The sequence below is a fragment of the Methylocystis silviterrae genome, assembly GCF_013350005.1.
GTDB lineage: Bacteria > Pseudomonadota > Alphaproteobacteria > Rhizobiales > Beijerinckiaceae > Methylocystis > Methylocystis silviterrae.
Window position 1 is genome coordinate 15,095 of the sequence record NZ_JABVWW010000011.1, and the last position, 26,621, is coordinate 41,715.

Sequence of the window (26,621 nt, forward strand, 5' to 3'; positions counted from 1 at the left end):
TCTGCCGCCTGCCTTCGGCAAGCACGGGATACTTGGAGCCACGTCCGATTATGCGCGTTCTTATCGTCGACGACCATCCGATCATCGTTTCCGGCTGCGCGGCGATGCTCGCCGGTGAAGGCGACATCGACGTCGTCGACGCGCGAGACGCGGAGACGGGTCTTGCCGTCTTCGTGGCGCAAAAGCCGGACGTGACCGTCGTCGACATCGGTCTGCCGGGGGTTTCGGGATTCGAATTAACGCGGCGGATTCTCGCAGCTGATCCGCAGGCGCGCATCGTCGTCTTCAGCATGAACGACGATCCGATCTTCGCGGCGCGCGCGATTCAGACGGGGGCCAAAGGTTATGTGACGAAGAACGACGATCCCTATCTCTTGCTGACGGCGGTGCGCGAGGTCGCGTCCGGCGGCGTTTTCCTTATGCCCAAAATCGCCAACCAGCTCGCCTTCGAAAAGAGCGGCGCTTCGGCCAGTCCGCTCTCCGCGTTGACCGCGCGCGAATTGGAGATTTTGCGAATGCTCGGGCGCGGGCTCGGAACGACGGAGATCGCCGACGCGACTCAAGTCTCCTACAAGACCATCGCCAACAGCTGCTCGATCATGAAACGAAAGCTCGGCGCCCGCACGCCGATGGAGCTGATGCGCATCGCGCTGGAACACAAACTGACGTGAGAGGCGTATCCCTTCTCCCGCGAGCGGGAGAGGGGACGCGCGGCCTATTTCGTCTCGGCGTCCGGATAGGGCTCTGGCGCAGAATAATCCGCCGGAATCGGTCCCGTCAGCACGCCGAGAAAGGCGACAATATCGGCCGCGTCCTTCTCCGACAGATCCTGCCCAAGCTGCGTCTTGCCCATGATTTTCACGGCTTTGGTCAGGTCGGCGACAGACCCATCGTGAAAATAGGGCGCCGTCTGCGCGACATTGCGAAGGCTTGCGACCTTGAAGACATAAAGGTCGGCGTCATTCTTGGTGACGTCCGCGCGACCTTTGTCCGGCGTCGTGACTCCTGTCGCCTTCCAGTAGTCGCTCACGACGCCAAATTTCTGGAAGGAATTGCCGCCGACGCCCGGGCCATTGTGGCAAGAGGCGCAGCCGAGATCGATGAATTTGCGCAGCCCGGCCTGTTCTTGATTCGTCAGCGCCGAAGTATCCCCCGCAAGAAAAGCGTCGAATTTGGAGGGCGTCAGCAGCGTGCGCTCGAAGGCGCCGACCGCGATGCCCCAATTCTTGGAATTGATGGGGTCCTTGTCGCCGGGGAACGCCTTTGCGAAAGCGCCGGCGTAGGCGGGAATCGCCTTGAGTTTGCTCATCGCCGTCGCTTGATCGGGATTGCCGAAGCTCGCAGGGCCGAGGAGCGATTTTTCCGCCTGGTCTTCGAGCGACTCGCGTTCGCCGCGCCAATGCTGTTTGAAATTCAGCGCGGCGTTGAAGATCGACGGCGCGTTGCGCGGATTCTCCTTGCCGAACACGCCGATCGCCTTCGGCAGCCCGTCGCTCGCCTGCTTGTCCGGCAAATGGCAATGCGCGCAACTGACATTGCCGTCCATCGACACGCGGTTTTCGAAAAACAACCGGCGACCAAGCGCGATTCGCGCCGCCGTCACCGAATCATTGATGGGGGGAGGGATGACGATCGGCTGGAAATTCTGTTTCGCGTCCTCAAGAAGCGTCTTCGCGTTCGGAGGTTCCGCGTGGGCGGTCGCAGCGATGAACAGGAGAGAGACGAGGGCGATGAAAAAAGAAGGCGCGCGCAAATTCGACGCTCCTGTTCGCGGCCACACGTCTCGCCGACGTCGGCCAAAATGATTCGAGCCGGCGATACGAAAAGCGCAACCGCTTTGCGCAGCGCTCTTCTTGCCGGCTCGATTTTTGGAATTCGTTGGCGGCTTCGGCGAAGCGAAGGCCGCGCCGAAATTAGATCTCGGCGGACTCGTAGCTGGTGATTTCCATGCCGACGCAGACTTCGACAATCACGGGAGTCGTCCAGGCCATTTTTTCCTCCGTATTAGAACTCTTTACGGCTCTGCCTGCTTATGTGGCGCATCGCGCCCGCAGGTTTAAGCTCGGCGCAGCATTTAACATGATCGCCGCCGCTTCGCAAATGGGATGCGGCGCACAATATCGGCCGCTGGCGACGACAGCTGAGCGCTTCTGTGGGGGCTTCGAATGCAAATGACGCAGCCGAACGTCTCGACAGTCGCCGTGACGGCTGATAGGCATAAGCAAATCGCGGGAGGAGCCGCCCGGCTCGGCGAGTAGACGCTAAAAAACAAATGGATAGCGTTCACTTCGCCGTTAAGCTTTTGAGCTTGGCCGGGGCAGGTCGCAAATCGGGGTAGGAATGGAGACAGCGACGCTCGACGGCAAGGCGATTGCGCTTGGCGACGCCTATAAACATGCCGCCAAAATTCTCAGTGGGGCGGCCTTTCCGCTCGTCGCCGGCCTCGGCGCCGACGTCGCCGGCGCGCGCGCCGCGATCCTGTTGGCCGAGCGGTTGAAGGGCGCCTTCGACCATCTCGCGTCGCGCGAAACGCTCGCCGATATCGACGTTAAGCGTTCCTTCGGCATGTTCACGACGACGGCGAATGAGGCGCGCCTTCGCGGCGATTGCGTCGTGCTGATCGGCCCTGGGCTGACGCGCGCCTGGCCTGGAATGCTGGAGCGCCTTGCGCTTGCCGAGCCGCCGCGCCGCGGGGCGCAAGCGCAGCAGCCGCGCAAGGTGATTTGGGTCGGGCCGGAAGGCGAGGAAGCGAACGCCGTCCCTGGCGCAAAGGTCATTCCGGCCTCTGTGCAGGAACTTTCCGGCGTGCTGGCGGCGTGGCGCGCCCGCTTCGGCGGACGGCCGGTGGCCCTGGGCGCCGAAAAAGTCGCGCTCATTGACGACCTCGTGGAGAGGCTGCGAAACGCCCGCTTTGGCGTCTTCGTCTGGTCGGCGTCGACGCTCGATCCGCTGGCGATCGAAATGATGCAGGGACTGGTGATCGAACTCAACGCCACGACCAGATTCACCGGCGTTCATATCGGCGGCCGTAGCGGCGCTTCGGGCGTGACCCAGGCCGCCGGCTGGATGACGGGCTTTCCGCCGCGCACGGGCTTTGGCCGTGGGTATCCGGAGCACGACCCCTGGCGTTTCGAAGCCACGCGGCTTGTCGACAGCGGCGAGGCCGATGCGGCGCTGTGGATTTCCGCCTTCGACGACGAAAAACCCGCCTGGTCTCGCGCCGACATCCCGCTCATCACGCTTGCGCCGGCGCATACCTCGCCGTCTCGCGGGCTGTTCATTAAAGTCGGTCAGCCCGGAGTCACGCATGACGCGGTGCTGATGAGTCAGGAGACCGGCGGCATGACGCTGCGCAAAGCCAGCGCGCCGACCGACGCGCCGAGCGTCGCGCAGGCGATCGGCGCCATCATGGCGGAAGTTTCGGAGGGCGCATGGCGCTGACAGTTTTGCGCGGCGGCCATATCGTCGATCCGGCGACCGGCCAGGACGCGATCGGCGACGTGTGGTTCGAGGACGGCCGCATCGTCGAGCGCCCTGAAGGGCGCAGCGCCGATCACGAGATCGACGTCTCCGGCCATATCGTGATGGCCGGCGCGATCGACATCCATTCGCACATCGCCGGCGGCAATGTGAACACGGCGCGACTGCTGCTGCCGGAGCTGCATCGCGCGATTCGCGCGCGGCTCGCCGACACGCCGCTTTCGACCGCGAAATGGTCGAGCTACGAGACCGGCCGTCTCTATGCGCAGATGGGCTTCACCACGGTCGTCGAGCCGGCGATGGCGCCGCATCACGCCTTGCAGACCCATCTCGAATTCAACGACGTGCCGATCATCGACAAGGGCGCGCTCACCGTGCTCGGCAATGACGATTTTCTGCTCGGCATGCTGCGCGACGGCGAGACCGACGGCGCGATCAATGACTATGTCGCCCAAACCGTCGAGAACACCCGTTCGCTCGGCCTGAAGTGCATCAATCCGGGTGGGGTCGAGGCCTTCAAGGAGAACATGCGCGCCTTCGGGCTTGACGACGTCGTGCCTTTTTACGGGCTGACGTCGCGCCAGATTTTCCAGGCGCTGCAGAAGTCGACTCAGGCGGTGGGCATCGCCCATCCGCTGCATCTGCACATGAACAATCTCGGCCTTGCCGGCAATATCGACACGGCGCTCGCCACGATCGACGCGGCGCAGGGGCTGCCGCTGCATCTCGCCCATGTGCAGTTCTATGCCTATGGCAAGGAAGGCAAGAACGGCTTCTCGTCGGCCGGCGCGCTCTTCGCCGAGAAGATCAACGCCAATAAGAATGTGAGCGTTGACGTCGGCCAGGTGATGTTTTCCGACACGGTGACGATCTCGTCGGACGTTCTAAAGCAGTTCAACAGCCTGCCCGGCGCGATCCCGAAGAAGGGCGCGATCTTCGACGGCGACGCCAATGGCGGTGGCATCGTTCCCTACGCCTATAAGATTTCGAATTACTACAACGCCATCCAATGGGCGGCGGGGCTCGAACTCTTCCTGCTGATTGATAATCCCGAGCAGGTGTTTTTCACGACCGACCATCCGAACGGCGGTCCGTTCACCACCTATCCGGAGCTCTTCGCGCTGCTGATGAGCGCCGATCTTCGCGCGCAGCATCTTGCGCGCCTTCCGGCTGACGTGCTGGAGCACACGACGCTGCCATCGATTTCGCGCGAATATACGCTTTACGAAATCGCGCAGATGAGCCGATCCGGCGCCGCGAAGCTCTTTGGCTTCGTAGATCGCGGCCGGCTCAGTCCAGGCGCCGTCGCCGACATCGCCGTTTATAAGCCTGGACGCGACGTTGCCGGCATGTTCCGGCGCGCGGCCCTGGTCTTCAAGGACGGCGCCCTCATCGTGCGCGATGGCCAAGTCTCGCATTACACGCGCGGCAAGACGCTGCATATTCGCCCGCGTTACGATCAGCGGATCACGAATCGCCTCGATTCCTATTACGACGACCTTTACGGTCTGCCGCGCAGCATCTTTGACGTGCCCGACGCCGCGCTGCCGCACAAGGACGCCTTTGCGGAGGTTCCATGCCGGATATAATTCGCAACGGCGTGACGATAGACGACAATTTCGCCGAAGCCTTCCCAATGAGCGGGACGGGCATTCTGATCACTGCGCCGAACGCCAAATGGGCGCGGCAGGCGGCGTTGACGATGACGGGTTTTGCAACGTCGGTCATCGGCTGCGGCTGCGAGGCCGGAATCGATCGCGAAGTGCCGCCCGAAGAAACGCCGGACGGACGTCCAGGCGTTCGCGCGCTGCTCTTCGCCATGTCGTCGAAAGACGCGGAGAAGCAGCTCGTCAACCGGCTCGGCCAATGCGTGCTGACCTGCCCGGGCTCCGCGGTCTATTCGACGGTCGCCGGCGAATTCGAGATCAAGGTCGGCGACGCGGTGCGCCAGTTTGGCGACAAGTGGCAGATGTCCAAGGTCGTCGACGATCGGCGCTATTGGCGCGTGCCAGTCATGGACGGAGAGTTTTTCTGCGAAGGCAAGGTCGGCCTGACCAAGAAATCCGTGGGCGGCGGCAATCTTTTGATCATGGGCGCGGACTGGGACAAAACCATGCGCGCGACCGAGGCCGCCGTCTCGGCGATCGACGGCGTCGCGGACGCGATTGCGCCGTTCCCCGGCGGCATCGTGCGCTCGGGCTCAAAGGTCGGTTCGAAATACAAGGGCATGAGCGCGTCGACCAATGACGCTTATTGCCCGACATTGCGCGGCGTCACCAAAAGCGAGCTCGACGCGGATATCGGCTGCGTGCTCGAAATCGTCATCGACGGCTTGACCGACAACGCCGTGCGCGAGGCGATGCGCGCGGGGCTTCACGCCATCATCGAGATGGGGCCGGAGCAGGGCGCCAAGCGCGTCGGCGCCGGCAATTACGGCGGCAAGCTCGGACCGTTTCATTATCATCTGAAGGAATTGCTGCCGTGAAGCCCTTTACCTTCACGCTTCGCCAGGAGCCGCCGCAGCGCGTCGATCTCTCGGCGCTGACGCCCGACCGCCTTGCGGGAAAATCCGTCGCGCAGATCGAAGCGATCGAGCTCGGCGTCACGCGCATTTCGACGAAAGTCGGCGACCTCTTCAAGATTTCGGAAGGCGATCTGAAGACTGTTCGCTATGAGGGCGGCTCTTCCCGCTTCGATCTTCTCGGCGCGAAGCTTCTGCCTGGCTTTGCGATTCATGTCGAAGGCGACGTCGGGGCGCAGTGCGGCCGTCTGGCCAAGGGCGGCAGGATCACCGTCGCCGGGAACGCAGGGCCGCATGCAGCATCCGGCAACCTTGGCGCCGAGATGGAGATCAAGGGCGACGTCGGCGATTTCCTCGCCGGTCCGCTCGCAGGCGAACTCGCCGGCATGGCTGGCGGGCGCGTCGTCGTGCGCGGCAAGGCGGGCGAACGCGCCGGCGACCGGCTGCGTCGCGGCATTCTCGTCATCGAGGGCGACGCTGGCGAAGATCTCGGCGCACGCGTCATTGCCGGCACGATCCTGGTTTTAGGCGAGGCCAAGGGGCGGATCGGCTATCTCAACAAACGCGGCTCGATCGTGCTCGCGCGCGGCGGCTGCTTCGGTTCGACCTATGTCGACTGCGGCGCGCATGAGCTTACTTTCGCGAGGCTTTTCGCACGCTCTCTCAGGGATCATAGCGCCCCCGCCGCCGATCTCCTGTCGCGCAAGCTCCGCCGCTATGGCGGCGACACGGCGGTCTATGGCAAGGGCGAGATATTGACCGCCGACTGACGGGCATTACCCTTGCTAAGAAGCGAAACGCCCTCGAGCGGGCGCTGAGCAAGGAGATTGCGATGATTTTCGTCGAACTCATCCTTACTGTCTGCACGCTGGCGCAGCCCGCCGCCTGCGACGAGCGCAAGCTCGTCCTCGAATCGACCTCGGGCTCGACCAGCAATTGCGTGATGCAGGCGATGCCATATATCGCTCAATGGTGCGGCGAACACCCGCAACTGACGGTTACGAAGTGGCGTTGCGCGCGGCCGGGAGAGGAAGGCGACAAGATCTGATCGAGGCCTGCGGGCGCGGTCGGTTCCATGGCGAATGAATCGAAAAGACGATCGGCCAGCGCCCTTTGCGGCGCCTTACGCGCCCCCCGACGAGAGCTTCGCTGAAGCCTTTCTCGGTTCGCGTCCGAATGCTGCGACACATCGGGTCGTAGAAGAAGCTGCGCTGACGCTCGTGCGCGGCATTCGCGCACAACGTGATCCGCTCGGCGGCGTCGAAGATTTCCTTCACGAATTCTCGCTCTCCTCGCGGGAGGGTCTGGCGGTTATGGCGCTCGCCGAAGCGCTGCTGCGCGTGCCCGACGATGCGACCGCCGATCAACTCCTTGCTGATAAGCTCGCCGAGGGCGATTTCTCCCATCACGAGACATCGAGCGACGCGCTGCTCATTCAGGCCTGCGCCTTCGCGCTGGGACTTTCGGCGCGTATCGTCGACGTCACGGAGCCGCGCGGGCTCGTCGCCGACCTTGCCCGGCGTCTGGGCCTGCCCGCGCTGCGCGCCGCCGCGCGTCAGGCGATGCGGCTGATGGGCGCTCATTTCGTCTTTGGCGAAACCATCGAAGCGGCGATCAGACGGGAGCAGGGACGGCGCGAGCGCTTCTCTTATGACATGCTTGGCGAAGGGGCACGGACGGCGGAAGACGCCGAGCGCTATTTTGAGGCCTACGCCCACGCCATTCGCGCCATCGGCGACTCGGCCGGAAGCTCCGGGCTCCCTGTGCGCCCCGGAATTTCGATCAAGCTCTCGGCGCTGCATCCGCGCTATGAGGCGATTTCGCGCGAACGCGTGTTGCGGGAGTTGCCGCCGCGGTTGCTTGACCTCGCGCGCCTCGCCAAAGAGCGCGATCTCGTTTTCACCATCGACGCGGAGGAGGCGGATCGACTCGAACTTTCGCTGGACGTGATCGCACGCGTCGTCGAAGACCCGTCGCTTTCCGGCTGGGACGGATTCGGGCTCGCGGTGCAGGCCTATCTGAAGCGCGCGATGCCCGCGATCGACTATGTCGCCTCGCTCGCGGAAGCGAACCATCGGCGCTTCATGGTGCGTCTCGTCAAGGGCGCCTATTGGGACAGCGAAATCAAACGCGCCCAGGAGCGCGGTCTCGCCGATTATCCCGTGTTCACACGCAAGGCGATGACCGACCTTAATTTCGACGCCTGCGCGGCGCGGCTCTTCGACCAACCGCGTCTCTTCCCGCAAATCGCCACGCATAACGCGCGCAGCGTCGCCGCGGTTCTGACGATGGCCGGCGCGCGGCGCGACTTCGAGTTTCAGCGCCTGCACGGCATGGGCGAGTCGCTCTATGAGTCGCTGGCGGAAATGAGCGACGCCGCCGTTCGAATCTATGCGCCGGTCGGTCCGCACCGCGATCTTCTCGCCTATCTCGTGCGGCGCTTGATCGAAAACGGCGCCAATTCCTCTTTCGTCGCGCGCGCCGCCGATCCCGAGACGCCGGAGAGCGCGCTTATCGCGGACCCATATGAAGCGCTCGGCGCGTCAAATCGCGCGCGCCATCCCCGTCTTCCGCTGCCGAGCGAGATTTACCTGCCGCAGCGCGCCAATTCGAAAGGCGTGGAGTTCGGCGATCGGACCGCGCTTGCGGCGCTGATCGACGAGACGCGCGCGCCAGTTCCGCCGCCTGACGCGCGACCGAGCGTCGAGTCGCGAACTACGGCGCGCCCGGTCCTGTCGCCGATCGACGGCGCCGTCGTCGGAGAAGTGGTCGAGGCGGATGAAGCTGCGGCGCATGCTGCGGTCGCGACGGCGGCGCGCGCCTTCCCAGAATGGTCCAGGACTCCATTCGAGGCGCGGGCGCTGATGATCGAACGCGCGGCCGATCTGATTGAGGCGCGGCGCGGCCCGTTGATCGCCTTGTTGCAAAGCGAGGGCGGCAAGACTCTCGACGATGCGCTCGCCGAGGTGCGCGAGGCGGCCGATCTTTGCCGCTACTACGCCGGTCAGGCGCGAATTCTCTGCGCTGACATGCCGCTGCCGGGCCCAACGGGCGAAGCCAATGTTCTGCGCCGGCATGGACGCGGCGTCTTTATCTGCATTTCGCCCTGGAATTTCCCGCTCGCGATTTTCATCGGTCAGGTCGCAGCGGCGCTCGTCGCGGGAAATTGCGTCGTCGCCAAGCCCGCCGAGCAGACGCCGCTCGTCGCCGCCATGGCGATCGAGCTCCTGCGCGAATCCGGCGTTCCGAAGGACGTGCTGCATTTTGCGCCGGGCGATGGCGCGATCGGCGCCGCGCTCGTCGCCGATCCGCTGACCGCCGGCGTCGTTTTTACCGGCTCGGTCGAAGTTGCGCAGCGGATCAATCGCACGCTCGCCGAGCGAGATGGCGCGATCGCGCCGCTCATCGCCGAAACGGGCGGGATCAATGCGATGATCGTCGATTCGACGGCGCTGATCGAACAGATCGTCGACGACGTCATGGCGTCAGCCTTCCGATCGGCGGGCCAGCGGTGTTCAGCCTTGCGGCTCTTGTGCCTGCAAGAGGAGATCGCGCCCGTCTGCCTCGAAACGCTGATTGGCGCTGCGCGCGAGTTGCGGGTCGGCGATCCGCGCGAGATCGGCACGCATGTCGGCCCGGCGATCGACGTCGAGGCGAAGGGCAAACTCGACGCCTATCTTTTGCGTCAGCGCGCAGCCGGGCGAATTCTTTACGCTGGCGTTGCGCCGACTACAGGAACTTTCGTCGCGCCGCATATCGTCAGACTCGATCGCGTCGAGGATTTGCAGGAAGAGATCTTTGGACCCGTCCTGCATGTCACGACGTGGCGTTCGGAGCGCCTGCCGCAACTGCTCACGGACATCGAAGCCAGTGGATATGGCCTCACGCTCGGCATGCATACGCGCATCGAACAGCGCATTCGCGCGTTGTCGCGCCAAGCGCCGGCCGGCAATATCTACGTCAATCGCAACATGATCGGCGCGGTCGTCGGCAGTCAGCCTTTCGGCGGATTTGGTCTGAGCGGCACCGGTCCAAAGGCGGGCGGGCCGGATTATCTTCTCCGCTTTCTTCATGAGACGACGCTAACGATCAACACCGCGTCGTCAGGCGGCGACGCCGGGTTATTGGCGCTTGGAGAGTCTGACGAGCTTGATCGCGACAAAGTGGCGCAAACACGCCCGTTGAAGTCACACCTCTGACGCTCCACTTCACTAACGTTTCCACATCGATCGTCAGCGCCATCGTTGCTGAGTTTTAGATTGCTTGGCGATCGTCGTTCACGAGGGAGATCAGCATGGCCGAACAAAGCAAGCTGCCAGCGTCACGAGAGTCCACGCAGGCCGGCGTTTTCGATTGGCATCCTTTCGAATCCTTCCGGCGCCAGTTCGATCGTCTCTTCGACGACTTTCCGTCGCGTAGAAGCTTGGCCGATTTCCAGCCGTTTGACCGACTGATGTCGGGGGCGACGCCGCCGGTCGACTTCGTCGAAAAGGATGGTGGATACGAGATCACCGCCGAACTGCCGGGGCTCGATGAGAAGAGCGTCGATGTGAAGCTTTCCAACGGCGTCTTGTCGATCTCCGGCGAGAAGAATGAAGAAAAGGAAGAAAAGAAGGAGGGCTATTACTGCTCAGAGCGCCGATACGGCTCGTTCCGGCGCGCCTTCAGGGTTCCCGAAGGAGTCGACGCGGAGAAAATCACCGCGGACTTCGAAAAGGGCGTGCTGAAAATCAAGTTGCCGAAAACGCCGGAATCCAAGCAGGAAGAAAAGAAGATCAAGATTGCCGCGAAGTAGCGCCGCATTAGCCGCGGCGCTCAAGCGCAGCCTTTAAGATCGCAGGCCGGCGCGTCCGTGCGGAGCGCCGGCGATATTTTGCTTGTGCGCCGGCCGTCGCATCAGGCGCGGCAGAACGAGATGCGGCAACACGCCCTCGCGGATGACCGCGCGCCGCAGCGGCCCGAGCGCCGCCATAGCGATGAAGCTCGCGCCGCGTAGCAAATCCACCGGCAGATAGGGAATGATAAGCGACCGGTTGAGCAGGTCGACGCCATGCGTTCTGAAGCCGATGTCGCCGCGCCGGTGACGATCGTAGCGCGCCAGCGCCCGCGACAGTTCGCGCGGATTCTTGAGATCGACGCTCGCGAGACAATCCTCGAGATCGGCGACGTCGCGCAGACTTAAATTCAGTCCTTGCGCGCCAATGGGCGGAAAGATGTGACATGTCTCGCCGACGAGCGCGAGGCGGCCCGTGGCATGCTTCGACACTTGCATGCCGCCCATGCGGAACTGCCCGATGTCGCCTTCGATGCGCATGGCGCCCAGTTCCGACTTGGCGAAATCCTCGATTTCATATTCGAGCTCCTCCCGGGGCTTGGCGAGGCGCCGCCGCGCGTCGGCGACGCTCATCAGCCAGACGAGGCTCGAACGATTCGGCGCATCCTCTCGCGCGGGCAGCGGCACCAGCGTGAAAGGGCCCGAGCGCGTGTGATATTCCGTCGAAACATTTTCGTGCGGGAACTCGTGGCGCAGCATCATGGTGAGCGCGATCTGCGGATAGGTCCATTCCTTCACGTCGATGCCGGCGACCGCGCGGGCGCGGCTGTTGCGCCCGTCCGCCGCAACGATGAAGTCCGCCTCGAGCCGGCGTCCGTCTGCGAGAATGGCGACGGCGCCGTCGCCGTTGAATTCATAATCCGCGATGTCGGCGTCGACGAACGCGATTTCGGAGCGGCCGCGACAAAGATCCAGCAGAATGGCGACGAGGTCATCGTTCGATACATTGACGCCGAGCGCCGGCAGTCCGATCTCGCGCGCCCGCAGGCTGAGCTCCGGCACCGGCAGAAACTGATCGGTGTCGTCGATCATGTGGATCGCTTCGACGGCGCAGCCGCGCGCTCTGACGCGCTCCAGCGCGCCGAGCGCATCGAGAAATCGGACGGACGCTTCGAACAAGGCGACCGTGCGTCCCGGCAGCGGCGGCGGAATGCGACCGGCGAGGGTCGTTTTCAATCCCGCACGCGCGAAGGCCAGCGCGGCTGCAAGGCCGGTCGCCCCGGCGCCGGCGACGAGAATTTCCGATCTGATGTTTTCGTGCGCCGCTGTCATCTTATCCGTCTCCTGCGCCTGTTATAGCGAGAGAGTCTTCGGAGCGCGAGCAGGACCGGCGCGAGCAGGATGGCTTTGGCTCGGCGCGGGGGCGGTGCTAGGCTCACGTCCCGCTTCTCCAGTCTCGGCGCCCGTGACGTCTTCTCGCCTCATCGGCCTTTCTGTCCACCTGTTCACGGCGAGCGGCGCGGCGCTCGGCCTGATCGCGCTGTTCCTCGCGGCGGACGGCCGCTTTGCGCCGATGTTCGCCTGGCTCGGCGCAGCGCTCGTCGTCGACGCCGTCGACGGAACGCTGGCGCGGCATTTCAGAGTGACTGAAACGGCGCCCTTCATCGACGGCGTCGCGCTCGATCTCGTCGTCGACTTTCTCAACTATGTGGTCACGCCGCTTGTGGCGCTATGGCGCTCCGGCCTCTTGGATCCGGCGCTCGCCGCGCCCGTTTGCGCCGCGGTCTGCGCCTGTTCGGCGCTCTATTTCGCGGATCGGCGAATGAAAACGGCGGACTACTGGTTTCGCGGATTTCCGTCGCTGTGGAACATCGTGGTCTTCTATCTTCTCGTGCTGCGGCCGCCGGCCGCCGCGAGTCTCACGCTGGTTCTCGTGACGGCGGCCTTCATGTTCGTTCCGGTCGCCTTTGTTCATCCGCTGCGCGTTCAGCGGCTACGACTGGTAACGCTCGTCGTCACCGGCGTTTGGGGCGCGGCGGCGATCGCGGCGGTCGCACAGGATCTTGCGGCGGCCTCGTTCTTCGTAAAGGCGGCTCTGGTCGTGACGGGGGGCTATTTTCTCGCTTTGCCGCTTTTTCGCGAGGGCGGCGCGATCGCGAAAGGGGAGGATGATGGTTAAGGCGATTCGCGTGCATCAACCCGGCGGGCCGGATGCGCTCGTCATGGAAGACATCGATCTGCCGGCTCCGACCGCCGACGACGTGCAAATCCGCCACGCCGCCATTGGCGTCAATTTCATAGACGTCTACCGCCGTACCGGCGCTTATCCGGCGGAATATCCGTTTATCCCCGGACATGAAGGCGCCGGCGAGGTGATCGCCGTCGGCGAGAATGTGAAGAACTTCAAGGTCGGGGATCGGGTCGCTTACGTCGGCGCGCTTGGCGGCTATTCGGAGGCGCGCAACATCGCCGCCGGCTCAGTGGTCCATCTGCCGAAATCCTTCAGCTATGAGCAGGGCGCGGTGATGATGCTGAAAGGGCTGACTGCGCAATATCTGCTGCGCAGGACATTCAAGGTGGAGAAAGGTCATCGCGTTCTCGTCCATGCCGGCGCCGGCGGCGTGGGGCAGATCCTCTGCCAATGGGCGAACGCGCTCGGGGCGAAGGTCATCGCCACCGTCGGCTCTCCTGAAAAGGCGAAGATCGCGGAGGAGGCCGGCGCGCGGCGCACGATTCTCTATCGCGAGGAGAATTTCGTCGAGCGCGTGCGCGACATCACCAAGGGCAAGCTGTGTGATGTCGTTTATGACGGCGTCGGGCGCGCGACGTTCCCGGCTTCGCTCGATTGCTTGAAGCCGTTCGGCATGTTCGTAAGTTTTGGCTCAGCCTCCGGTCCGATCGCGGCGTTCGATCTCGGACTTCTGGCGCTGAAAGGATCGCTCTATGCGACCCGTCCCTCGCTCTTCACCCATATCGCCCGCCGGCGCGACTATGAGGAGATGATGGATGATTTCGTCCATGCGGTGAAGCGGGGCTTCGTGACTCTCGCCGAGCCCGCGCGGTATCCGCTCGCCGACGCCGCCAAGGTGCACGCCGCGCTCGAATCACGCGCCACCAGCGGCTCCATGGTTCTAATTCCATGATTTCGCCATAAAGGGACCGGCGAAAGCAGGGCTCTAGCGACAAACTTGACTTGTGTTGCAATTTAAGCACTGGGCCGACGGATGCGCTTCGCAACGCTTTGTTACCTTAGCCGAATCGGGCGCCGTCCGCGCGCCTCTCGCGGCACGAGTTTAGCAGTTTTTCCCCGCTATTCGCGACGCCAGCTGGCCAGGCGACAATTTCGTCCTACGCTTTTTTCGCAAATCGATTATGATTTCCATGTTCCGGCTTTGAGGTTCCTCCCGCCTCTCGATTAGCCCGAACCGCCTTCCAAAGCCCGGCGCTTGAGCCGGGCTTTTTTCTTAGCCCCTCTCGACAACCCCCCAGTTTCTATTGCAATTTTTCGGTAAGAGCCCCATCCTTGTGTGGCGGCCGGCTCTCCTGGGCGTGGGGCCGCGAAGCATGAGGGTTGCAACGCTGTCGACAGGTGTTCATCCGGGGGCGGCTCGTGGTCCGCTCCGACCGGAAATTGGCGCAAGCGCCCAATTGGCCGGCTCAATCGTGCAAAAGGTTCTCGCCAGCCTGGACGAAACCAAGGCCGAGGACATCGTCTCCATCGATCTGCGCGGAAAAACGGCGCTCGCCGATGACATGATCATCGCGACGGGCCGTTCGACCGTGCATGTCGGCGCCATCGCCGACAAGGCGATCAAGGCCCTCAAGGCCGCGGGCGTCGTCGCCCCGCGCGTCGAAGGCCTGTCCCAGTGCGACTGGGTGCTGATCGACGCCGGCGACGTCATCGTCCACATCTTTCGTCCCGAGGTGCGCCAGTTCTACAATCTCGAAAAGATGTGGGGCGGCGACCGACCGGTGGAGATTCGCCTGGTCTGACGGGAGCGGACGCAAGCGTCCTTGGGATCGCTTGCCCGTCCCGCTTCTCGTCTCGCCTGGCGTCGGATGAAACTGGGACTGATCTGCGTCGGCCGCCTGAAGGCGGGTCCCGAGCGTGAGCTTTTCGCGCGCTATGCCGAGCGCATCCGCGCCTTGCGGCGGCTGGGCCTCGAAGGTCTCGAACTCAAGGAAATCGACGAGAGCAAGGCCTCCGGAGCCGAGCGGGCGTCGCGCGAAGCGATGGAGCTGCTTGCGGCGCTGCCCGCCGAATCGCGGCTTGCGGCTTTTGATGAACGGGGCAGGCCGGAGACCAGCGCAGCCTTCGCGCAATTCATCGCCTCCGAACGCGACAGAGGCTGCAAGGCGCTGTGGTTTGCAATTGGAGGCGCCGAAGGGCTCGACGAGAGCGTGCGCGCCCGAGCGACCGCCGTCTTCTCCTTCGGCGCGATGACGCTGCCGCATCAGCTGGCGCGCATTCTCGCGGCGGAGCAGATTTATCGGGCGATGACGATACTCTCAGGGCACCCGTATCATCGCGCCTGACGATTTGGGTCGCCAGATCATGGCCCTCCAACTGCGCCTTTCGCGTCGCGGAGCGGGAGGAGGACGCAGATCACTCAGGGCGGGCCAGTGGCGATAGGTCCTAATGCACGGTCCGTCCGTGCATCTCGCAGCCGAGCCCGGCGGCGCGCGCCGCCTCCTGAACCTTGTTGCCGGCCTTTTTGACCTTGTCGAAATCGCCGCGCAGCGCCTTGAGCGCGTTGCGCTCCTGACTGATTTCCTCGGCCGTTCGGAACGACATTCGACGCAGGAGCGGCAAAGGCGGGCACCAGCCCTGCAGAGCGTGCTGGAAAAGGAAGCCGCTCACCAGAACCGGCAGCGCCAGCCAGCGGCGATCTGACGTTAAGCCGAGCGCAAGCCCAACGAGCGCCAAAGAGGAAGCGTTGGCTTCGAGCGCCCGCTCGATGTCCCACTCCCGATCAAGCTCCTCGAGACGTTCGTCGATCTTCTCCGGGTGTTTGGCGAAATAGGACAGCCGCGCCTGCGTTTCCTTGCGAATGGCGCGGTTGATGTCCTCATCGGTGTTTTGTGCAACGCGAGCGACCGTGGTCGGCATGCATCTACCTCCCCTTATTTGTTTCCAACCGAAAAGACCGCTCGAAGTTCCTGCTTGCGGGCCGATTGGCCGGGCCTTTACCGACCCGGCGGCATGCGCTAAACCCCGGCGGTAACGAGCCCCGGCGTTACCGCGCGGGGCTTTTTCTGTTTGGAGATCGAGATACGGCCATGGCGAATGTGGCGGTGGTCGGCGCCCAGTGGGGCGACGAGGGCAAGGGCAAAATCGTCGACTGGCTGTCGCTGGAGGCCGACGTCGTCGTGCGCTTTCAGGGCGGTCATAACGCCGGGCACACGCTCGTCATCGACGGCGTGACCTATAAGCTTGCGCTGCTGCCCTCGGGCATCGTGCGGCCCGGCAAGCTTTCCGTCATCGGCAATGGCGTCGTCGTCGACCCGCATTTCCTCGTCGGCGAGATCGACCGGCTGCGCGAGCAGGGCGTCGACATTTCGCCGATGAATCTCAAGATCGCCGAAAATGCGCCGCTGATCCTCTCGCTGCATCGCGAGCTCGACGCGCATCGTGAGGAGGCCGCCGGAAACGCCGTCAAGATCGGCACGACCAAGCGCGGCATCGGACCCGCCTATGAGGACAAGGTCGGGCGCCGCTCGATTCGCCTCATGGATCTCGCCGAGCCCGATCTGCTCGACGACAAGATCGCGCGCGTGCTCGCGCATCACGATCCGCTGCGGCGCGGCCTGGGCCTGCCCCAGGTCGATCCTCGCGCCTTGCGCGAGGAGCTGCTGTCCGTCGCGCCGCGCATCCTGCCGTTCATGGATGCGGTGTGGGAACTGCTCGAGGACAATCGCCGCGCCGGAAAGCGCATCCTCTTCGAGGGCGCGCAGGGCGTGCTGCTCGACGTCGATCACGGCACCTATCCTTACGTGACATCGTCCAACACCGTCGCCGCCTCGGCGGCGAGCGGCTCGGGACTTGGCCCCGGCGCGATCGGCTATGTGCTCGGCATCGCCAAGGCCTATACGACCCGCGTCGGCGGCGGCCCGTTTCCGACCGAGCTTCATGACGAGATTGGCCAGTTGATCGGCGATCGCGGCCGCGAATTCGGCACCAACACCGGACGGCGGCGCCGATGCGGCTGGTTCGACGCCGTGCTGACCCGTCAGGCGGTGAAGACGTCCGGCATCAACGGCGTCGCGCTGACGAAGCTCGACATTCTCGATGGTTTCGACGAAATCAAAATCTGCACGCATTACATGCTCGACGACAAGCGCATCGAGCGGCTGCCCGCCTCGCAAGCGGCGCAGGCGCGCGTGCAGCCGGTCTATGAAAGCTTCCCCGGCTGGAAGGAATCGACGAGCGGCGCGCGCTCCTGGGCGCATCTGCCGGCGCAGGCGATCAAATATGTCCGCCGGGTGGAGGAGCTGATCGAGGCGCCGGTCGCTCTGCTTTCGACGAGTCCCGAACGCGACGACACGATCCTCGTGCACAATCCGTTTCAGGATTGAGCATACCCTCTCCCTCAATGGAGGGTTCGACCTGATCATGCCTTCCCGTTCTCGATCACGCGCTCAGGGGGCTGAACGAGCAAACCCGGATTCCGGACCAACACGTCGCTGGGATAAGCGAAAATTCTTTCATACGACTGGGCGCCATTGCGCAAGTTATCGTGGAAGAAGAAAGAGTGAACAGTCGGTGCGCAGAACTGCACACGCAGCGATTCAACGATTTGAAATCTAAAGTTACTCTCTCCAATCCCTCATCGGCGCAACCGAAAATCTAATCTCGTGAGCGGTCAGCATCATTGGTTTTCGCGTAAGCGGCGCAGGCGTTGCTTGTATGCCACACGCGTCCCACACCCTGAGCGCCGCGCCTAAGCGCCGGCTGGATCGATGATTTTAGCGTCTCCTTTTGTTTGCCGTAATTATGTATTTGAGGTAGATGCCTGAGCAATAAGGCTTCCGTCTTGCTTGCGTCTTAAAGCCTAGACTTTGCGCTTCGGGAAGGGTGTAGGATGAATGCGAATAATGCTAAGCTTTTGACGGACAGCCGAGCGTGCGCATTCTTTGAAGACGCCGCGAATAAGCTTCGCACCCATTTCGAGCGCCAAGTGCTCGCGGCGCTGCCGGATTTTGCGCGCCGAGCGCTTGAAAGCGAGTTGAACGCATTCTCCAAATTGTCGGGCGCTGATCCTGTGCCGCCATTGGCGGAAGTCTCGCTCGTGCGCGCGGAACAATGCGCCCATGACTTGCTGAGCATGAATTATGACGGCGCCGCCCATTCATTTTTCCGGCGCTGTGTCAGCGAAGCGTCGGCGGAGATTGCGGCGGCGGCGGTGATCGCCGCATCGGGGCAGGGCGGAAATATCGTGATTTTTCCGATGCCTTCCAGCAGAGTGGCCGTTGGCCGCACGCTTTAGCTCGAGTCAATCCGCCCACTGCTGTAAAATTCTTCCACGAGCTACCGTCTTTATCAGGCGAACCTGCGTCTGAGCCCACTTGAACATTAGGTCAGTCAGCGCTCTGAAGCGAGCCAGCATCATTGGCGCCGCGCCCTTGTTACGGCCGAAGCGCCGCCGTACGAACGGCTGGCGGCGGGAGCTACGTGTGGAGAGCGGGAATGAAGGAAAAGATCGAAGCTTATCTGCTGGAAGAAATGCATCGCGAGTTGAGCGATATCGAGCAGTATGACGTCGATCCGCGCACGCGTTTCATTTACGGGAAGGCGCTGGAGTTCTATTGGACGCTCTCGCGCCTCTTTGGTCTTGGCCGCCTGCATGACGGGCGCTGGCGCAAGCCGGATGCGGTCAAAGCGCAGGCGCTGCGCACGCGGCTTGAAGGCGGCATCCCGGCGCCGGCGGCGCGCAATCGTTTGCTCATCGATATGACGGCGACGCATCGTTTTCGCGGCCATACGGGCGTCCAGCGCGTCGTGCGCGAAATCGCGCGCGCCTGCGTTGAAAGCGGCGAAGCGCTTCCGGTCTATCTTGAAGGGGGCCGGCTCTACGGCCATTTCAAGCACGACAATTTGCCCGACGCGGTTGAACTGCAATCGGGCGATAAGCTGTTGCTGCTCGATTCAGGATGGGGCTTCGTCGAGGAATATCCGCAGCTCTTGAGCGCAGCGCATGATGCTGGCGCCGAAGTCGTCGGCTGCCTCTATGACCTTATTCCCTTACGTTATCCGGCCGCTACGGCGCCGAAAAATAGCGCTCCCTTTGTTCCCTGGTTTAAAGACGTTCTGATGCGCTGCGATGCGATCGTCTGCATCTCGCACAGCGTGGCGCTGGATCTTGTGGCATATATACGTGAGGAGCATCTTGCGCCCCCTGCCAACATGCGAATTGGCTGGTGGCCGCTTGGCGCGGATTTTCGTGCGCCCTCCCAATCCTCGCCTTCGCCAATCGCACAGCGCATCGCCTCGATGCAGGCGCCGTTCTTCATGAGCGTCGGCACGCTCGAGCCGCGAAAGGCATATTCCATCGCTCTGGACGCATTCGAAACGCTTTGGGCGGAAGGGTGCGATGTGCGTTATGTGATCGCTGGCCGCTGTGGCTGGAACACACGCGCGTTACAACGCCGGATCCGTGAACACGCGGAATTCAACCGGAAGCTCTTTTGGCTTGATAACGCCAGCGACGTCGATCTTGTATATCTCTATCCACTTGCGCGGGCGCTAATTTTTCCTTCTTTTGCCGAGGGGTTTGGCATGCCGCTGGTGGAAGCTGCATATTATGGGACGCGCGCCATCGCGAGCGACATTCCAGTGCTGCGTGAAATTGGCGGCGAGGGCCATGTCTATTTCGACCTGCTCGATTCCCATTCGCTCGCAACGCATGTGCGAGCGGAACTGGCCGCAAAGAACGCGCCTCACCGGGTTTCCTTCGTCAGTTGGCAGGCTTCGGCTGACGCCTTGGCTGGGATGTTGCGGGACAACGCCTATCAAATCGACGCCGAAGCGGTGCGGCTCCTAACTTCCAAGAACTCGGCTGTGGAGGTAGGGCAGTGAAAGAAGCCATACGTTCTTACCTCCTTGGGCAACTTTATGAGGAGGTCTGTGAACGAGATCGCCAAAGCGTCGACGCTCGCTTCAAGGCGATTTACGATCGGATACGTGAACTATATTGGACGATTTCTAGGCTTTTGCGGGGAGTCTGGAAATTTATTGGATGGGGTGGGGAGGAACAAAAGGCGCCGCCGTCGTGGATGTTGGTCGATCAGAACATAGTTAGCAACGCGGACTGCGGACGCTTGCTAATCGACGTAACGCCGACATACCGCAGCGACGTCGGCACTGGCATTCAGCGCGTCGTTCGGGAAGTCGCGAAAGCGGCGATCGCGTCGGGCCAAGGCTTTCCCGTGACGATTATCGACGGCCGCCTCTGTTGCCATACCGCGGACGCCAGTGAGCCTGTAGCTATCGATATTCGAAGCGGGGATACTTTTCTTCTACTCGATGCTGGCTGGATTTACGTCTCAGAATATCGACCGATCATTGACTTGGTCTGGGCCAACGGCGGTCGAAACGTCGTCTGTCTCTACGATCTTTTTCCCATTCTTTACGCGGCGGGCTTTCCTGCGAGGCTGCGGAGCGGCTTCAGCAAATGGTTCGAGGAGATCGTTCTGTCATGCGATTCCGTCGCAGCAATTTCGAGCAGCGTCGCGCAGGAGTTTGAGCAGCATTGCGAGGAACGCGGTCTCGCGCGAAAACAGGGACAGAGGGTCGGAGTATGGAAGCTCGGAGCGGATTTTACTGAAGAGGAAAAAACAAATCCTACGGCGCGCGTTCAAATGATCTGTGACGGTTCTCGCACTTTTTTTCTAAGCGTCGGAACGCTTGCGCCAAATAAAGGTCAGGCTCTCTCGCTTGCGGCGTTTGAGCGCCTGTGGGCGCGGGGGATCGACGTGGCGTTTGTGATCGTCGGCCGACGGGGATGGAACACGGCGGCTCTCGAGCGGCGCTTGTGCGAGCATGTTGAGCATGGCGGCCGATTGTTTTGGTTCAGCGATGCGAGCGACGCGGAACTGGGTTGCCTTTATCGAAAGGCTCATGCCGTCATCTGCGCATCCTATGCGGAAGGTTTTGGCTTGCCGCTGATAGAGGCGGCGCGCGCCGGTGCGCCCGTCATTGCAAGCGACATTGAAATTTTCCATGAAGTGGGAGGCGAGTCGATCACCTATTTTAATATGCTCGACGCCGACTCATTGGGAACGCGGATTGTCGAGTCGCTTGCATCTGGAAGACGCGGAAGACCGCTGCCGGTGTTATCATGGAAACAATCGTCTCAGGCGCTACTGGGATTGATACGGAATGATCTCCATTCGGCTGCTTCCTAGAATCGGAACGCCCCGATGACGATGTCCGCTGAGCGCGGGTCATTGGTCGAATCAAGGAGCGTGGGGAATATTTCGTCGCTGTCCTTTGCCTTATAGCGGCTGCGACGAGCGAAGGCGGCTTCGATGACGTCCGGCGCTGGCACGTTCATCACATTGCATAAGGGTCCGCAATTATTAGCGTGAATATGCGCAGGCCCAAACCGTCTGGATAACTTCTCAAATACCCGTGCGCGCGCCCCAAGCGAAACAGCCCCCGGCAAACCCGGGGCGGTTCAACATCTCTTGATGGCCGCTTAGCAATGCTTCATGGCGCCACTGAATATCGGCTATCGACGAGCAAGGAGCGCGCTTGGCGAAACCGTATGAAGCGGACGAACCTATTTCAACTGATAAGATTGTGTTCGCACCATATCGAGAAGCTGCTGAGTCGACTGCTTCCAACCGGGAACTTCGATTTTTTGGGGTTGCCTCTCCTTAGTCATGGCCTCCAGCAATTTGCGCGCGAGATCTGAGCTATCTAAAGCTCTGAAATAGGAAATATTTTTGCCGCCCACTTCTCGAAAAATAGGAATGTCGGATGCAATCACCGGCAGCCCGTCATTTGCTGCCTCGATAATGGGAAGACCGAATCCTTCTGCGATCGAAGCAAAGACCAGCGCATGCGCGGAACTGTACAAGCAGTGCAATTCTGCGTCATTTGCATTCTGCAACCAGTGCAAACGCTTTCTATGCTCCTCGTGTTCAAGAATTCTTCGTTGCAAAACATCGCTCATCCAGCCGTAACGGCCAACGATGACGAAATGAACGTCGATCCCGTGTTTCCACAACTCCTCCATCGCATCAAGTGAAACATGGTACCCTTTGCGCGGCTCGAGCGTTCCGACGCTTAAAAAAAACGGAGATGATGTTCGCGTGATAGCGGCGACGTCAGCGCCTACGGGCAATGTTTTACTGTAGCGGAAATTGCCTCCGAGCTGGAACCAACCGACCGGCATTCGAACGGGCTGAGGCAAGCCCGTCAAGTGCGCCTTCAGTTCATGCGCTACAGTTTCGGAGATGCAAACCGCTGCGTCGGACTCGCAAACTATTGCGCTGAACCAATTTTCATAATGCTGCAGCTGCTCGGGACTGAACGACCATGGTATCGTTTTCGGTAGCAGATCGTATATGCAGACAACGTTTTGGCCGTCTAGGCTTCTGACGGCTTTCATAGCCGCAGAATAGCTCTCCAAATCCGCCGCTGGCGCATCCAAAAGCAGCAAGATGTCGCCGGGCGCCAATTCAACAGAATCCGAGGAGATCGCATTCCTGAAATATGGATAAAACCTGTCCTTAATACGAAGAACCGGGAGAGCCGCGCCCATTTCAGCGCCAGCGAAAGCAATTTCCTTCACGACCCGCTGGATCCCAGTTTCTTTTCCCGACAAATGGGTAGACGCGACATCGATCAACATCCTCCCGCAGTCTGAAGCCTGAATGCAGGAGCTGCGTGGGATGGACGGGCGTTGGCGAAGGAGCTGATCGACGCGGTTCGTCGTTTGCCATCGGCCGTCATGCAAAAAACCCAACCCAATAAATCGGGTTGTCGACCAATAGAACTCGAGCATACGCTTCAAAAAAAAATCTCTGAGCCGGCTCTTCTTTGGTTTCTCGTGGTTCTTGAGATAAAAATACTCGCTGTATAAAACATCTAAAAAGTAGCGGCTTACGGCGCTATTGTTGTCCATAATTGTCTCCGGAGAAAATACTCGACGTTACAACGGGTGGTATTGATACAGCCAATTTTCCGAAAGCACGTCATCGCCGTTCTTGAGGAACAGGCGCATCTCCACAGGCTCAGAGCCTTCGACGGTGAGGTCAAATTGCGCCCGCCAATGGCCCGGCACATTGTCAAAAACCGCTTCGGTGAACACGTAGGAGAATGTTCCGCGCGACGCCCATAACACGGGTTCGGGCTTCACCCCGAAGGGGAGCTTGGCGAGGGGCTCGCCGAGAAATTCCACCATGAACTTCCGGACGCCCTTGGGCCGCGGCCTGCCGGGCTGGCCGCCGTTGCCGAGCCTCGTCGCGACGCAGCGCGCGAGCTTGGTCGGATAGGGCTCGTCCGCAAGCCAATACAGCCGATAGGAATATTCAAAGGAGGCGCCGGGAACGGCGGGCTTCTCGGGCGCCCAGATGACGACGATGTTGTCGTGGATCTCGTCGTCCGTCGGGATTTCGATGAGTTGAATCGCGCCCTTGCCCCAATCGCCTTTGGGTTCGATCCAGACGCTCGGACGGCGATCGTAGAAGACGTTGTCGAGATAATGGTCGTAATTGCGGTCGCGCTGCATCAGGCCGAAGCCCTTTGGATTATTGTCGCCAAACGCCGACGCCATGACCCGGTTCGGATTGTTCAACGGCCGCCACAAGCGCTCGCCCGCGCCGGTCCACATGCTCAGCCCGTCCGAATCATGCACTTCCGGCCGCCAATCGATGGCCGTCGGCTTTGCAGTCTCCGAGAACCAGAACATCGAGGTGAGCGGCGCGACGCCAAAGCGCGTGAAGGCGCCGCGCAGATACAGCGAGCAGTCGATGTCCATGACGACGCCCTTGCCGCGCGTCATCAGGAAGCGATAGGCGCCCACAATCGACGGCCCTTCGAGCAGCGCATGCAGGACGACGCCGTCGGCGGTCTCCGGGCCGATGTAAATTTCGGTGAAATCGGGGAATTCTTCGTTTGATCCTGCCTGCCAGGTATCGAGCGCGACGCCGCGCGCCGACATGCCATATTGCCGCAATTCGCCGATCGCGCGGAAATATGACGCGCCCAGAAACGCCACCCAGTCGTTCTTCTTCCAGTCGAGCGCGCCGTCCTTGGCCTCCTGAATGCGAAATCCCGCGAAGCCGGCGCCGGGCGGCAGTTGGCGGGCGATCGAATCCGCCGGCATATTGAAGTAGCTCGTATCGTAAAGAACCTCGCGCGCCTCGCCGTTTTCAACGACATTCATGCGCACGGCCTTCTTGAAGAACATCCCAAGGTGGAAGAACTCTACGGGGAAGCGGTCCTTGGTGTCGGCGAAAAGCGCGTGATCGGTGTTGTAGGTGATCTGTCCCCACTTCTCGTAGTCGATCTGCGAGGTGATCTCGGGGGCAGGGATATTCGGCTTGCGGTAAGGCTCTTTGACGAGGCGCTGCGCCGTCTGCTTGAGCGTCTCGAAAGAGAATGGCCGCGGTTCGCCGAGCCGGAGATTTGAGACGCTCGTCGCCGCCGCGCTGCGAGGTGCGCTTACGGCGCCCAAGGCGCTCGTCGCCGCCGCCGCTTTGAGAAACGAGCGACGATCCTGCTTGTCGACCATCTCGGCGTCCTTGTTACGAAGTTTGGGAGATGTGCGCTTGGGCCTGCGTCCGCCGCGAGTCATTCGTGGGGCGCGAGACATGAGGGCGCGAGACCCTTTATTCAGCCGCGAATCGGCTCATTGCGGATCGCGGTCCGCATGAAGAAATAGAGTCCGATCAGCCCCGCGAGGGAGAATATAATTTCGAGCGAGCGGCTGATGAGCGGATCAAGCTGAAAAAGGCCGCCCAGCGCCCAGCCGGCGGCCCAGGACGCGCCGACAAGCTCGGTGCCGACCAAGACCGCCACGGCGACGAGCGTTGACAGATGCAGATAATTGATGGGCTTCTTGCTCATGGCCTCATTCTCGAGCTCGACCCGTTAACAGGCGGCCAACGCCGCGCTCACGTTTTGCTATAGCAAAGGCAGCTGCAAGGCAAGCCGGAGGGACCGCGCCGCGTGCGTCCACGAGCGCGATATCACGGATCTGGAACGCTAATTGACGCGCGACGCGATCGCGCGCCGCTTCCGGCAGTCTTTCCGCTTGTATGTTTTGGCGTCGCGCTGATAATCGGCGCCGCCGAAGGCGCGGCGCGCTCGCCACGTCGCGAATTCGAAGAGGTGACGCTTGTTCCAAGGCGCCAGCAAGAGCTATCTGAACCGCAAGTCCGTCCTCAAGATCATCGCCGATCACGATGCCGCCGCGGACGGAGATGGCCTCAAGCGCGCGCTTGGCTGGGCGTCGTTGATGTCGCTTGGAGTCGGCGGAATCATCGGCGCCGGCATTTTCGTGCTGACCGGCACGGCGGCGGCGAATTACGCCGGGCCCGGCGTCATGATCTCCTTCATACTGTCGGGGCTCGCATGCGCCTTCGTCGCGCTCTGCTACGCGGAGCTTGCGTCGCTTATTCCCGTCTCGGGGAGCACCTACACATACACATATGTGACGCTCGGCGAGATTTTCGCTTGGATCATCGGCTGGAATCTGGTGCTCGAATATGCCGCCGGCGCGGCCACGGTCGCGGTCGGCTGGGGCGGCTATTTCAATCGCGTCATGGAAGGGCTTGGCATACATGTGCCGCCTGAACTGACGACGGCCTTTTTTGCCGATCCGACCGCGCATGGGGCGCCGCCCGGCGCCGTGCATGGGTTGTTCAATGTTCCCGCCGCCGGAATCGTTCTTTTGCTGACCGCGCTGCTCGTGCGCGGCACGTCCGAGTCGACGCTGTTCAATAACGTCATCGTCGCCATCAAGGTCACTGTCGTGCTGATGGTGATCGTATTTGGCGCTGCGCATATCGATCATGCCAATTGGTCGCCGCTCATTCCGGAGAACACGGGCGAGTTCGGAACTTACGGCTGGAGCGGCGTCGTGCGCGGCGCTTCGGTGGTGTTCTTCGCCTATATAGGATTCGACTCCGTCTCGACCGCGGCGCAGGAGGCGCATAATCCACAGCGGGACGTGCCGATCGGCATCGTCGGCTCGCTCATCATCTGCACGATACTCTACGTGGCCGTTGCGGCGGTGGCGACCGGCGTCGTCAACTACAAGGAGCTGGGCGTTCCGGACCCGATGGCGCTGGTCATGGATCGCACCGGCGTCTCGTGGCTCGCCTGGGCGGTGAAGCTCGGCGCGCTGGCCGGACTGACGACGGCGATTCTGGTGCTGCTCTACGGACAGACGCGCATTTTCTTCGCCATGGCGCATGATGGCCTGCTGCCCCCGATCTTTGCGAGGCTTCACCCGGCATGGCGCACGCCCGCCGTAAGCCAGATCCTCGTCGGCGTGGTCGTGGCGCTCGCGGCGGGTCTGTTGCCGCTCGATATTCTCGGCGAAATGGTGAGCATCGGGACGCTGGCGGCTTTCGCGCTCGTTTGCTTGGCGGTGCTGCGCCTGCGTCGAATGCACCCGGAACTCCGCCGCCCGTTCCGCGCGCCGGGGATCCCATGGTTGCCGGTCGCCGGCATTTTGTCCTGTTTCGCTTTGATGGTCGCGCTTCCGCTCGACACTTGGCTGCGGCTGCTGATCTGGACCGTCATCGGGGTCGCAATCTACCTCTTTTATGGCCTCAAGCACGCCAAACGCCTTCATTAGGCGGCTGGCGCGACTGTATTGACGGTATGAA

25 protein-coding genes are annotated in these 26,621 nt (G+C 62.0%); 18 read left to right on the forward strand and 7 right to left on the reverse strand.

The window, feature by feature from the left end; genetic code table 11:
- Positions 1–50 precede the first annotated feature (50 nt).
- A complete protein-coding gene (locus tag HUN39_RS12360; RefSeq protein ID WP_175094810.1) occupies positions 51–671 on the forward strand; it encodes a response regulator in 621 nt (206 codons plus the stop codon).
- Between the two features lie 44 nt (positions 672–715).
- Here HUN39_RS12360 and HUN39_RS12365 read toward each other — a convergent pair whose 3' ends face one another.
- Both HUN39_RS12365 and pqqA read right to left on the reverse strand, forming a co-directional pair.
- Positions 716–1,753 carry a cytochrome-c peroxidase gene (locus HUN39_RS12365; protein ID WP_232366070.1) on the reverse strand — a complete coding sequence of 346 codons (1,038 nt, stop codon included), beginning with the start codon at positions 1,751–1,753 and terminating at the stop codon, positions 716–718.
- Positions 1,754–1,913: 160 nt separating this feature from the next.
- A complete protein-coding gene (gene pqqA, locus HUN39_RS19665) occupies positions 1,914–1,973 on the reverse strand; it encodes a pyrroloquinoline quinone precursor peptide PqqA (protein WP_407659836.1) in 60 nt (19 codons plus the stop codon).
- Here pqqA and HUN39_RS19280 point away from each other — a divergent pair.
- The 8 genes from HUN39_RS19280 (at position 1,948) to HUN39_RS12405 (ending at position 10,796) form a co-directional block, all read left to right on the forward strand.
- Complete coding sequence (locus HUN39_RS19280; RefSeq protein ID WP_232366071.1) at positions 1,948–2,175, forward strand: hypothetical protein; 228 nt, start codon at positions 1,948–1,950, stop codon at positions 2,173–2,175. The two genes, pqqA and HUN39_RS19280, sit on opposite strands and share 26 nt — an antisense overlap.
- Before the next feature lie 165 nt (positions 2,176–2,340).
- Positions 2,341–3,441, forward strand: coding sequence for a molybdopterin-binding domain-containing protein (locus tag HUN39_RS12375; protein ID WP_175094811.1), 1,101 nt, complete (start codon positions 2,341–2,343; stop codon positions 3,439–3,441).
- Positions 3,432–5,069 carry a formylmethanofuran dehydrogenase subunit A gene (locus tag HUN39_RS12380; protein ID WP_175094812.1) on the forward strand — a complete coding sequence of 546 codons (1,638 nt, stop codon included), beginning with the start codon at positions 3,432–3,434 and terminating at the stop codon, positions 5,067–5,069. Before HUN39_RS12375 ends, HUN39_RS12380 begins: the two co-directional genes overlap by 10 nt.
- A complete protein-coding gene (gene fhcD, locus HUN39_RS12385; protein WP_175094813.1) occupies positions 5,057–5,965 on the forward strand; it encodes a formylmethanofuran--tetrahydromethanopterin N-formyltransferase in 909 nt (302 codons plus the stop codon). The genes HUN39_RS12380 and fhcD overlap by 13 nt, the downstream gene beginning before the upstream one ends.
- Positions 5,962–6,771, forward strand: a complete 810-nt coding sequence (locus tag HUN39_RS12390; protein WP_175094814.1) for a formylmethanofuran dehydrogenase subunit C — start codon at positions 5,962–5,964, stop codon at positions 6,769–6,771. The genes fhcD and HUN39_RS12390 overlap by 4 nt, the downstream gene beginning before the upstream one ends.
- 62 nt (positions 6,772–6,833) lie before the next feature.
- The gene (locus HUN39_RS12395) at positions 6,834–7,049 is read left to right on the forward strand and encodes a hypothetical protein (RefSeq protein ID WP_175094815.1); all 216 of its coding nucleotides are present in this window, start codon (positions 6,834–6,836) and stop codon (positions 7,047–7,049) included.
- A 34-nt stretch (positions 7,050–7,083) separates the two neighbouring features.
- Positions 7,084–10,200, forward strand: a complete 3,117-nt coding sequence (gene putA / locus HUN39_RS12400) for a bifunctional proline dehydrogenase/L-glutamate gamma-semialdehyde dehydrogenase PutA (RefSeq protein ID WP_175094816.1) — start codon at positions 7,084–7,086, stop codon at positions 10,198–10,200.
- Between the two features lie 95 nt (positions 10,201–10,295).
- Entirely contained in the window at positions 10,296–10,796 is a 501-nt protein-coding gene (locus HUN39_RS12405) for an Hsp20/alpha crystallin family protein (protein ID WP_175094817.1), read from the forward strand.
- Between the two features lie 33 nt (positions 10,797–10,829).
- Here the strand turns inward: HUN39_RS12405 and HUN39_RS12410 are convergent, their stop codons facing one another.
- Positions 10,830–12,107, reverse strand: coding sequence for an FAD-dependent monooxygenase (locus HUN39_RS12410; RefSeq protein ID WP_175094818.1), 1,278 nt, complete (start codon positions 12,105–12,107; stop codon positions 10,830–10,832).
- 133 nt (positions 12,108–12,240) lie between these two features.
- Here HUN39_RS12410 and HUN39_RS12415 point away from each other — a divergent pair, with 133 nt between their 5' ends.
- The 4 genes from HUN39_RS12415 to rlmH all read left to right on the forward strand — a co-directional run bounded on the left by HUN39_RS12415 (position 12,241) and on the right by rlmH (position 15,311).
- Positions 12,241–12,954, forward strand: coding sequence for a CDP-alcohol phosphatidyltransferase family protein (locus HUN39_RS12415; RefSeq protein ID WP_175094819.1), 714 nt, complete (start codon positions 12,241–12,243; stop codon positions 12,952–12,954).
- Entirely contained in the window at positions 12,947–13,918 is a 972-nt protein-coding gene (locus HUN39_RS12420) for a quinone oxidoreductase family protein (RefSeq protein WP_175094820.1), read from the forward strand. Before HUN39_RS12415 ends, HUN39_RS12420 begins: the two co-directional genes overlap by 8 nt.
- A gap of 421 nt (positions 13,919–14,339) precedes the next feature.
- On the forward strand, positions 14,340–14,768 hold the full coding sequence (rsfS, locus tag HUN39_RS12425) for a ribosome silencing factor (RefSeq protein WP_175094821.1): 429 nt from the start codon (positions 14,340–14,342) through the stop codon (positions 14,766–14,768).
- 66 nt (positions 14,769–14,834) lie between these two features.
- Positions 14,835–15,311, forward strand: coding sequence for a 23S rRNA (pseudouridine(1915)-N(3))-methyltransferase RlmH (gene rlmH, locus HUN39_RS12430; protein WP_175094822.1), 477 nt, complete (start codon positions 14,835–14,837; stop codon positions 15,309–15,311).
- 100 nt (positions 15,312–15,411) lie between these two features.
- Here rlmH and HUN39_RS12435 read toward each other — a convergent pair whose 3' ends face one another.
- Positions 15,412–15,885 (reverse strand): hypothetical protein, encoded by a 474-nt coding sequence (locus HUN39_RS12435; protein ID WP_175094823.1) that lies wholly within the window; start codon positions 15,883–15,885, stop codon positions 15,412–15,414.
- A 170-nt stretch (positions 15,886–16,055) separates the two neighbouring features.
- Here HUN39_RS12435 and HUN39_RS12440 point away from each other — a divergent pair, with 170 nt between their 5' ends.
- From HUN39_RS12440 to HUN39_RS19600, 4 genes are all read left to right on the forward strand, one after another.
- Complete coding sequence (locus tag HUN39_RS12440; RefSeq protein ID WP_175094824.1) at positions 16,056–17,351, forward strand: adenylosuccinate synthase; 1,296 nt, start codon at positions 16,056–16,058, stop codon at positions 17,349–17,351.
- 506 nt (positions 17,352–17,857) lie between these two features.
- Positions 17,858–18,262, forward strand: coding sequence for a hypothetical protein (locus tag HUN39_RS12445; protein ID WP_175094825.1), 405 nt, complete (start codon positions 17,858–17,860; stop codon positions 18,260–18,262).
- A 200-nt stretch (positions 18,263–18,462) separates the two neighbouring features.
- A complete protein-coding gene (locus HUN39_RS12450) occupies positions 18,463–19,851 on the forward strand; it encodes a glycosyltransferase family 4 protein (RefSeq protein WP_175094826.1) in 1,389 nt (462 codons plus the stop codon).
- Positions 19,848–21,179 (forward strand): glycosyltransferase family 4 protein, encoded by a 1,332-nt coding sequence (locus HUN39_RS19600; protein ID WP_175094827.1) that lies wholly within the window; start codon positions 19,848–19,850, stop codon positions 21,177–21,179. Before HUN39_RS12450 ends, HUN39_RS19600 begins: the two co-directional genes overlap by 4 nt.
- A gap of 377 nt (positions 21,180–21,556) precedes the next feature.
- Here HUN39_RS19600 and HUN39_RS12460 read toward each other — a convergent pair whose 3' ends face one another.
- From HUN39_RS12460 to HUN39_RS12470, 3 genes are all read right to left on the reverse strand, one after another.
- Entirely contained in the window at positions 21,557–22,906 is a 1,350-nt protein-coding gene (locus HUN39_RS12460; RefSeq protein WP_175094828.1) for a glycosyltransferase family 4 protein, read from the reverse strand.
- Between the two features lie 27 nt (positions 22,907–22,933).
- On the reverse strand, positions 22,934–24,517 hold the full coding sequence (locus HUN39_RS12465; protein ID WP_175094829.1) for a glucan biosynthesis protein: 1,584 nt from the start codon (positions 24,515–24,517) through the stop codon (positions 22,934–22,936).
- A 101-nt stretch (positions 24,518–24,618) separates the two neighbouring features.
- A complete protein-coding gene (locus tag HUN39_RS12470; RefSeq protein ID WP_175094830.1) occupies positions 24,619–24,852 on the reverse strand; it encodes a hypothetical protein in 234 nt (77 codons plus the stop codon).
- Positions 24,853–25,123: 271 nt separating this feature from the next.
- Between HUN39_RS12470 and HUN39_RS12475 the strand changes: the two genes are divergently transcribed.
- The gene (locus HUN39_RS12475; RefSeq protein ID WP_232366072.1) at positions 25,124–26,590 is read left to right on the forward strand and encodes an amino acid permease; all 1,467 of its coding nucleotides are present in this window, start codon (positions 25,124–25,126) and stop codon (positions 26,588–26,590) included.
- The last annotated feature ends 31 nt before the right edge of the window (positions 26,591–26,621 follow it).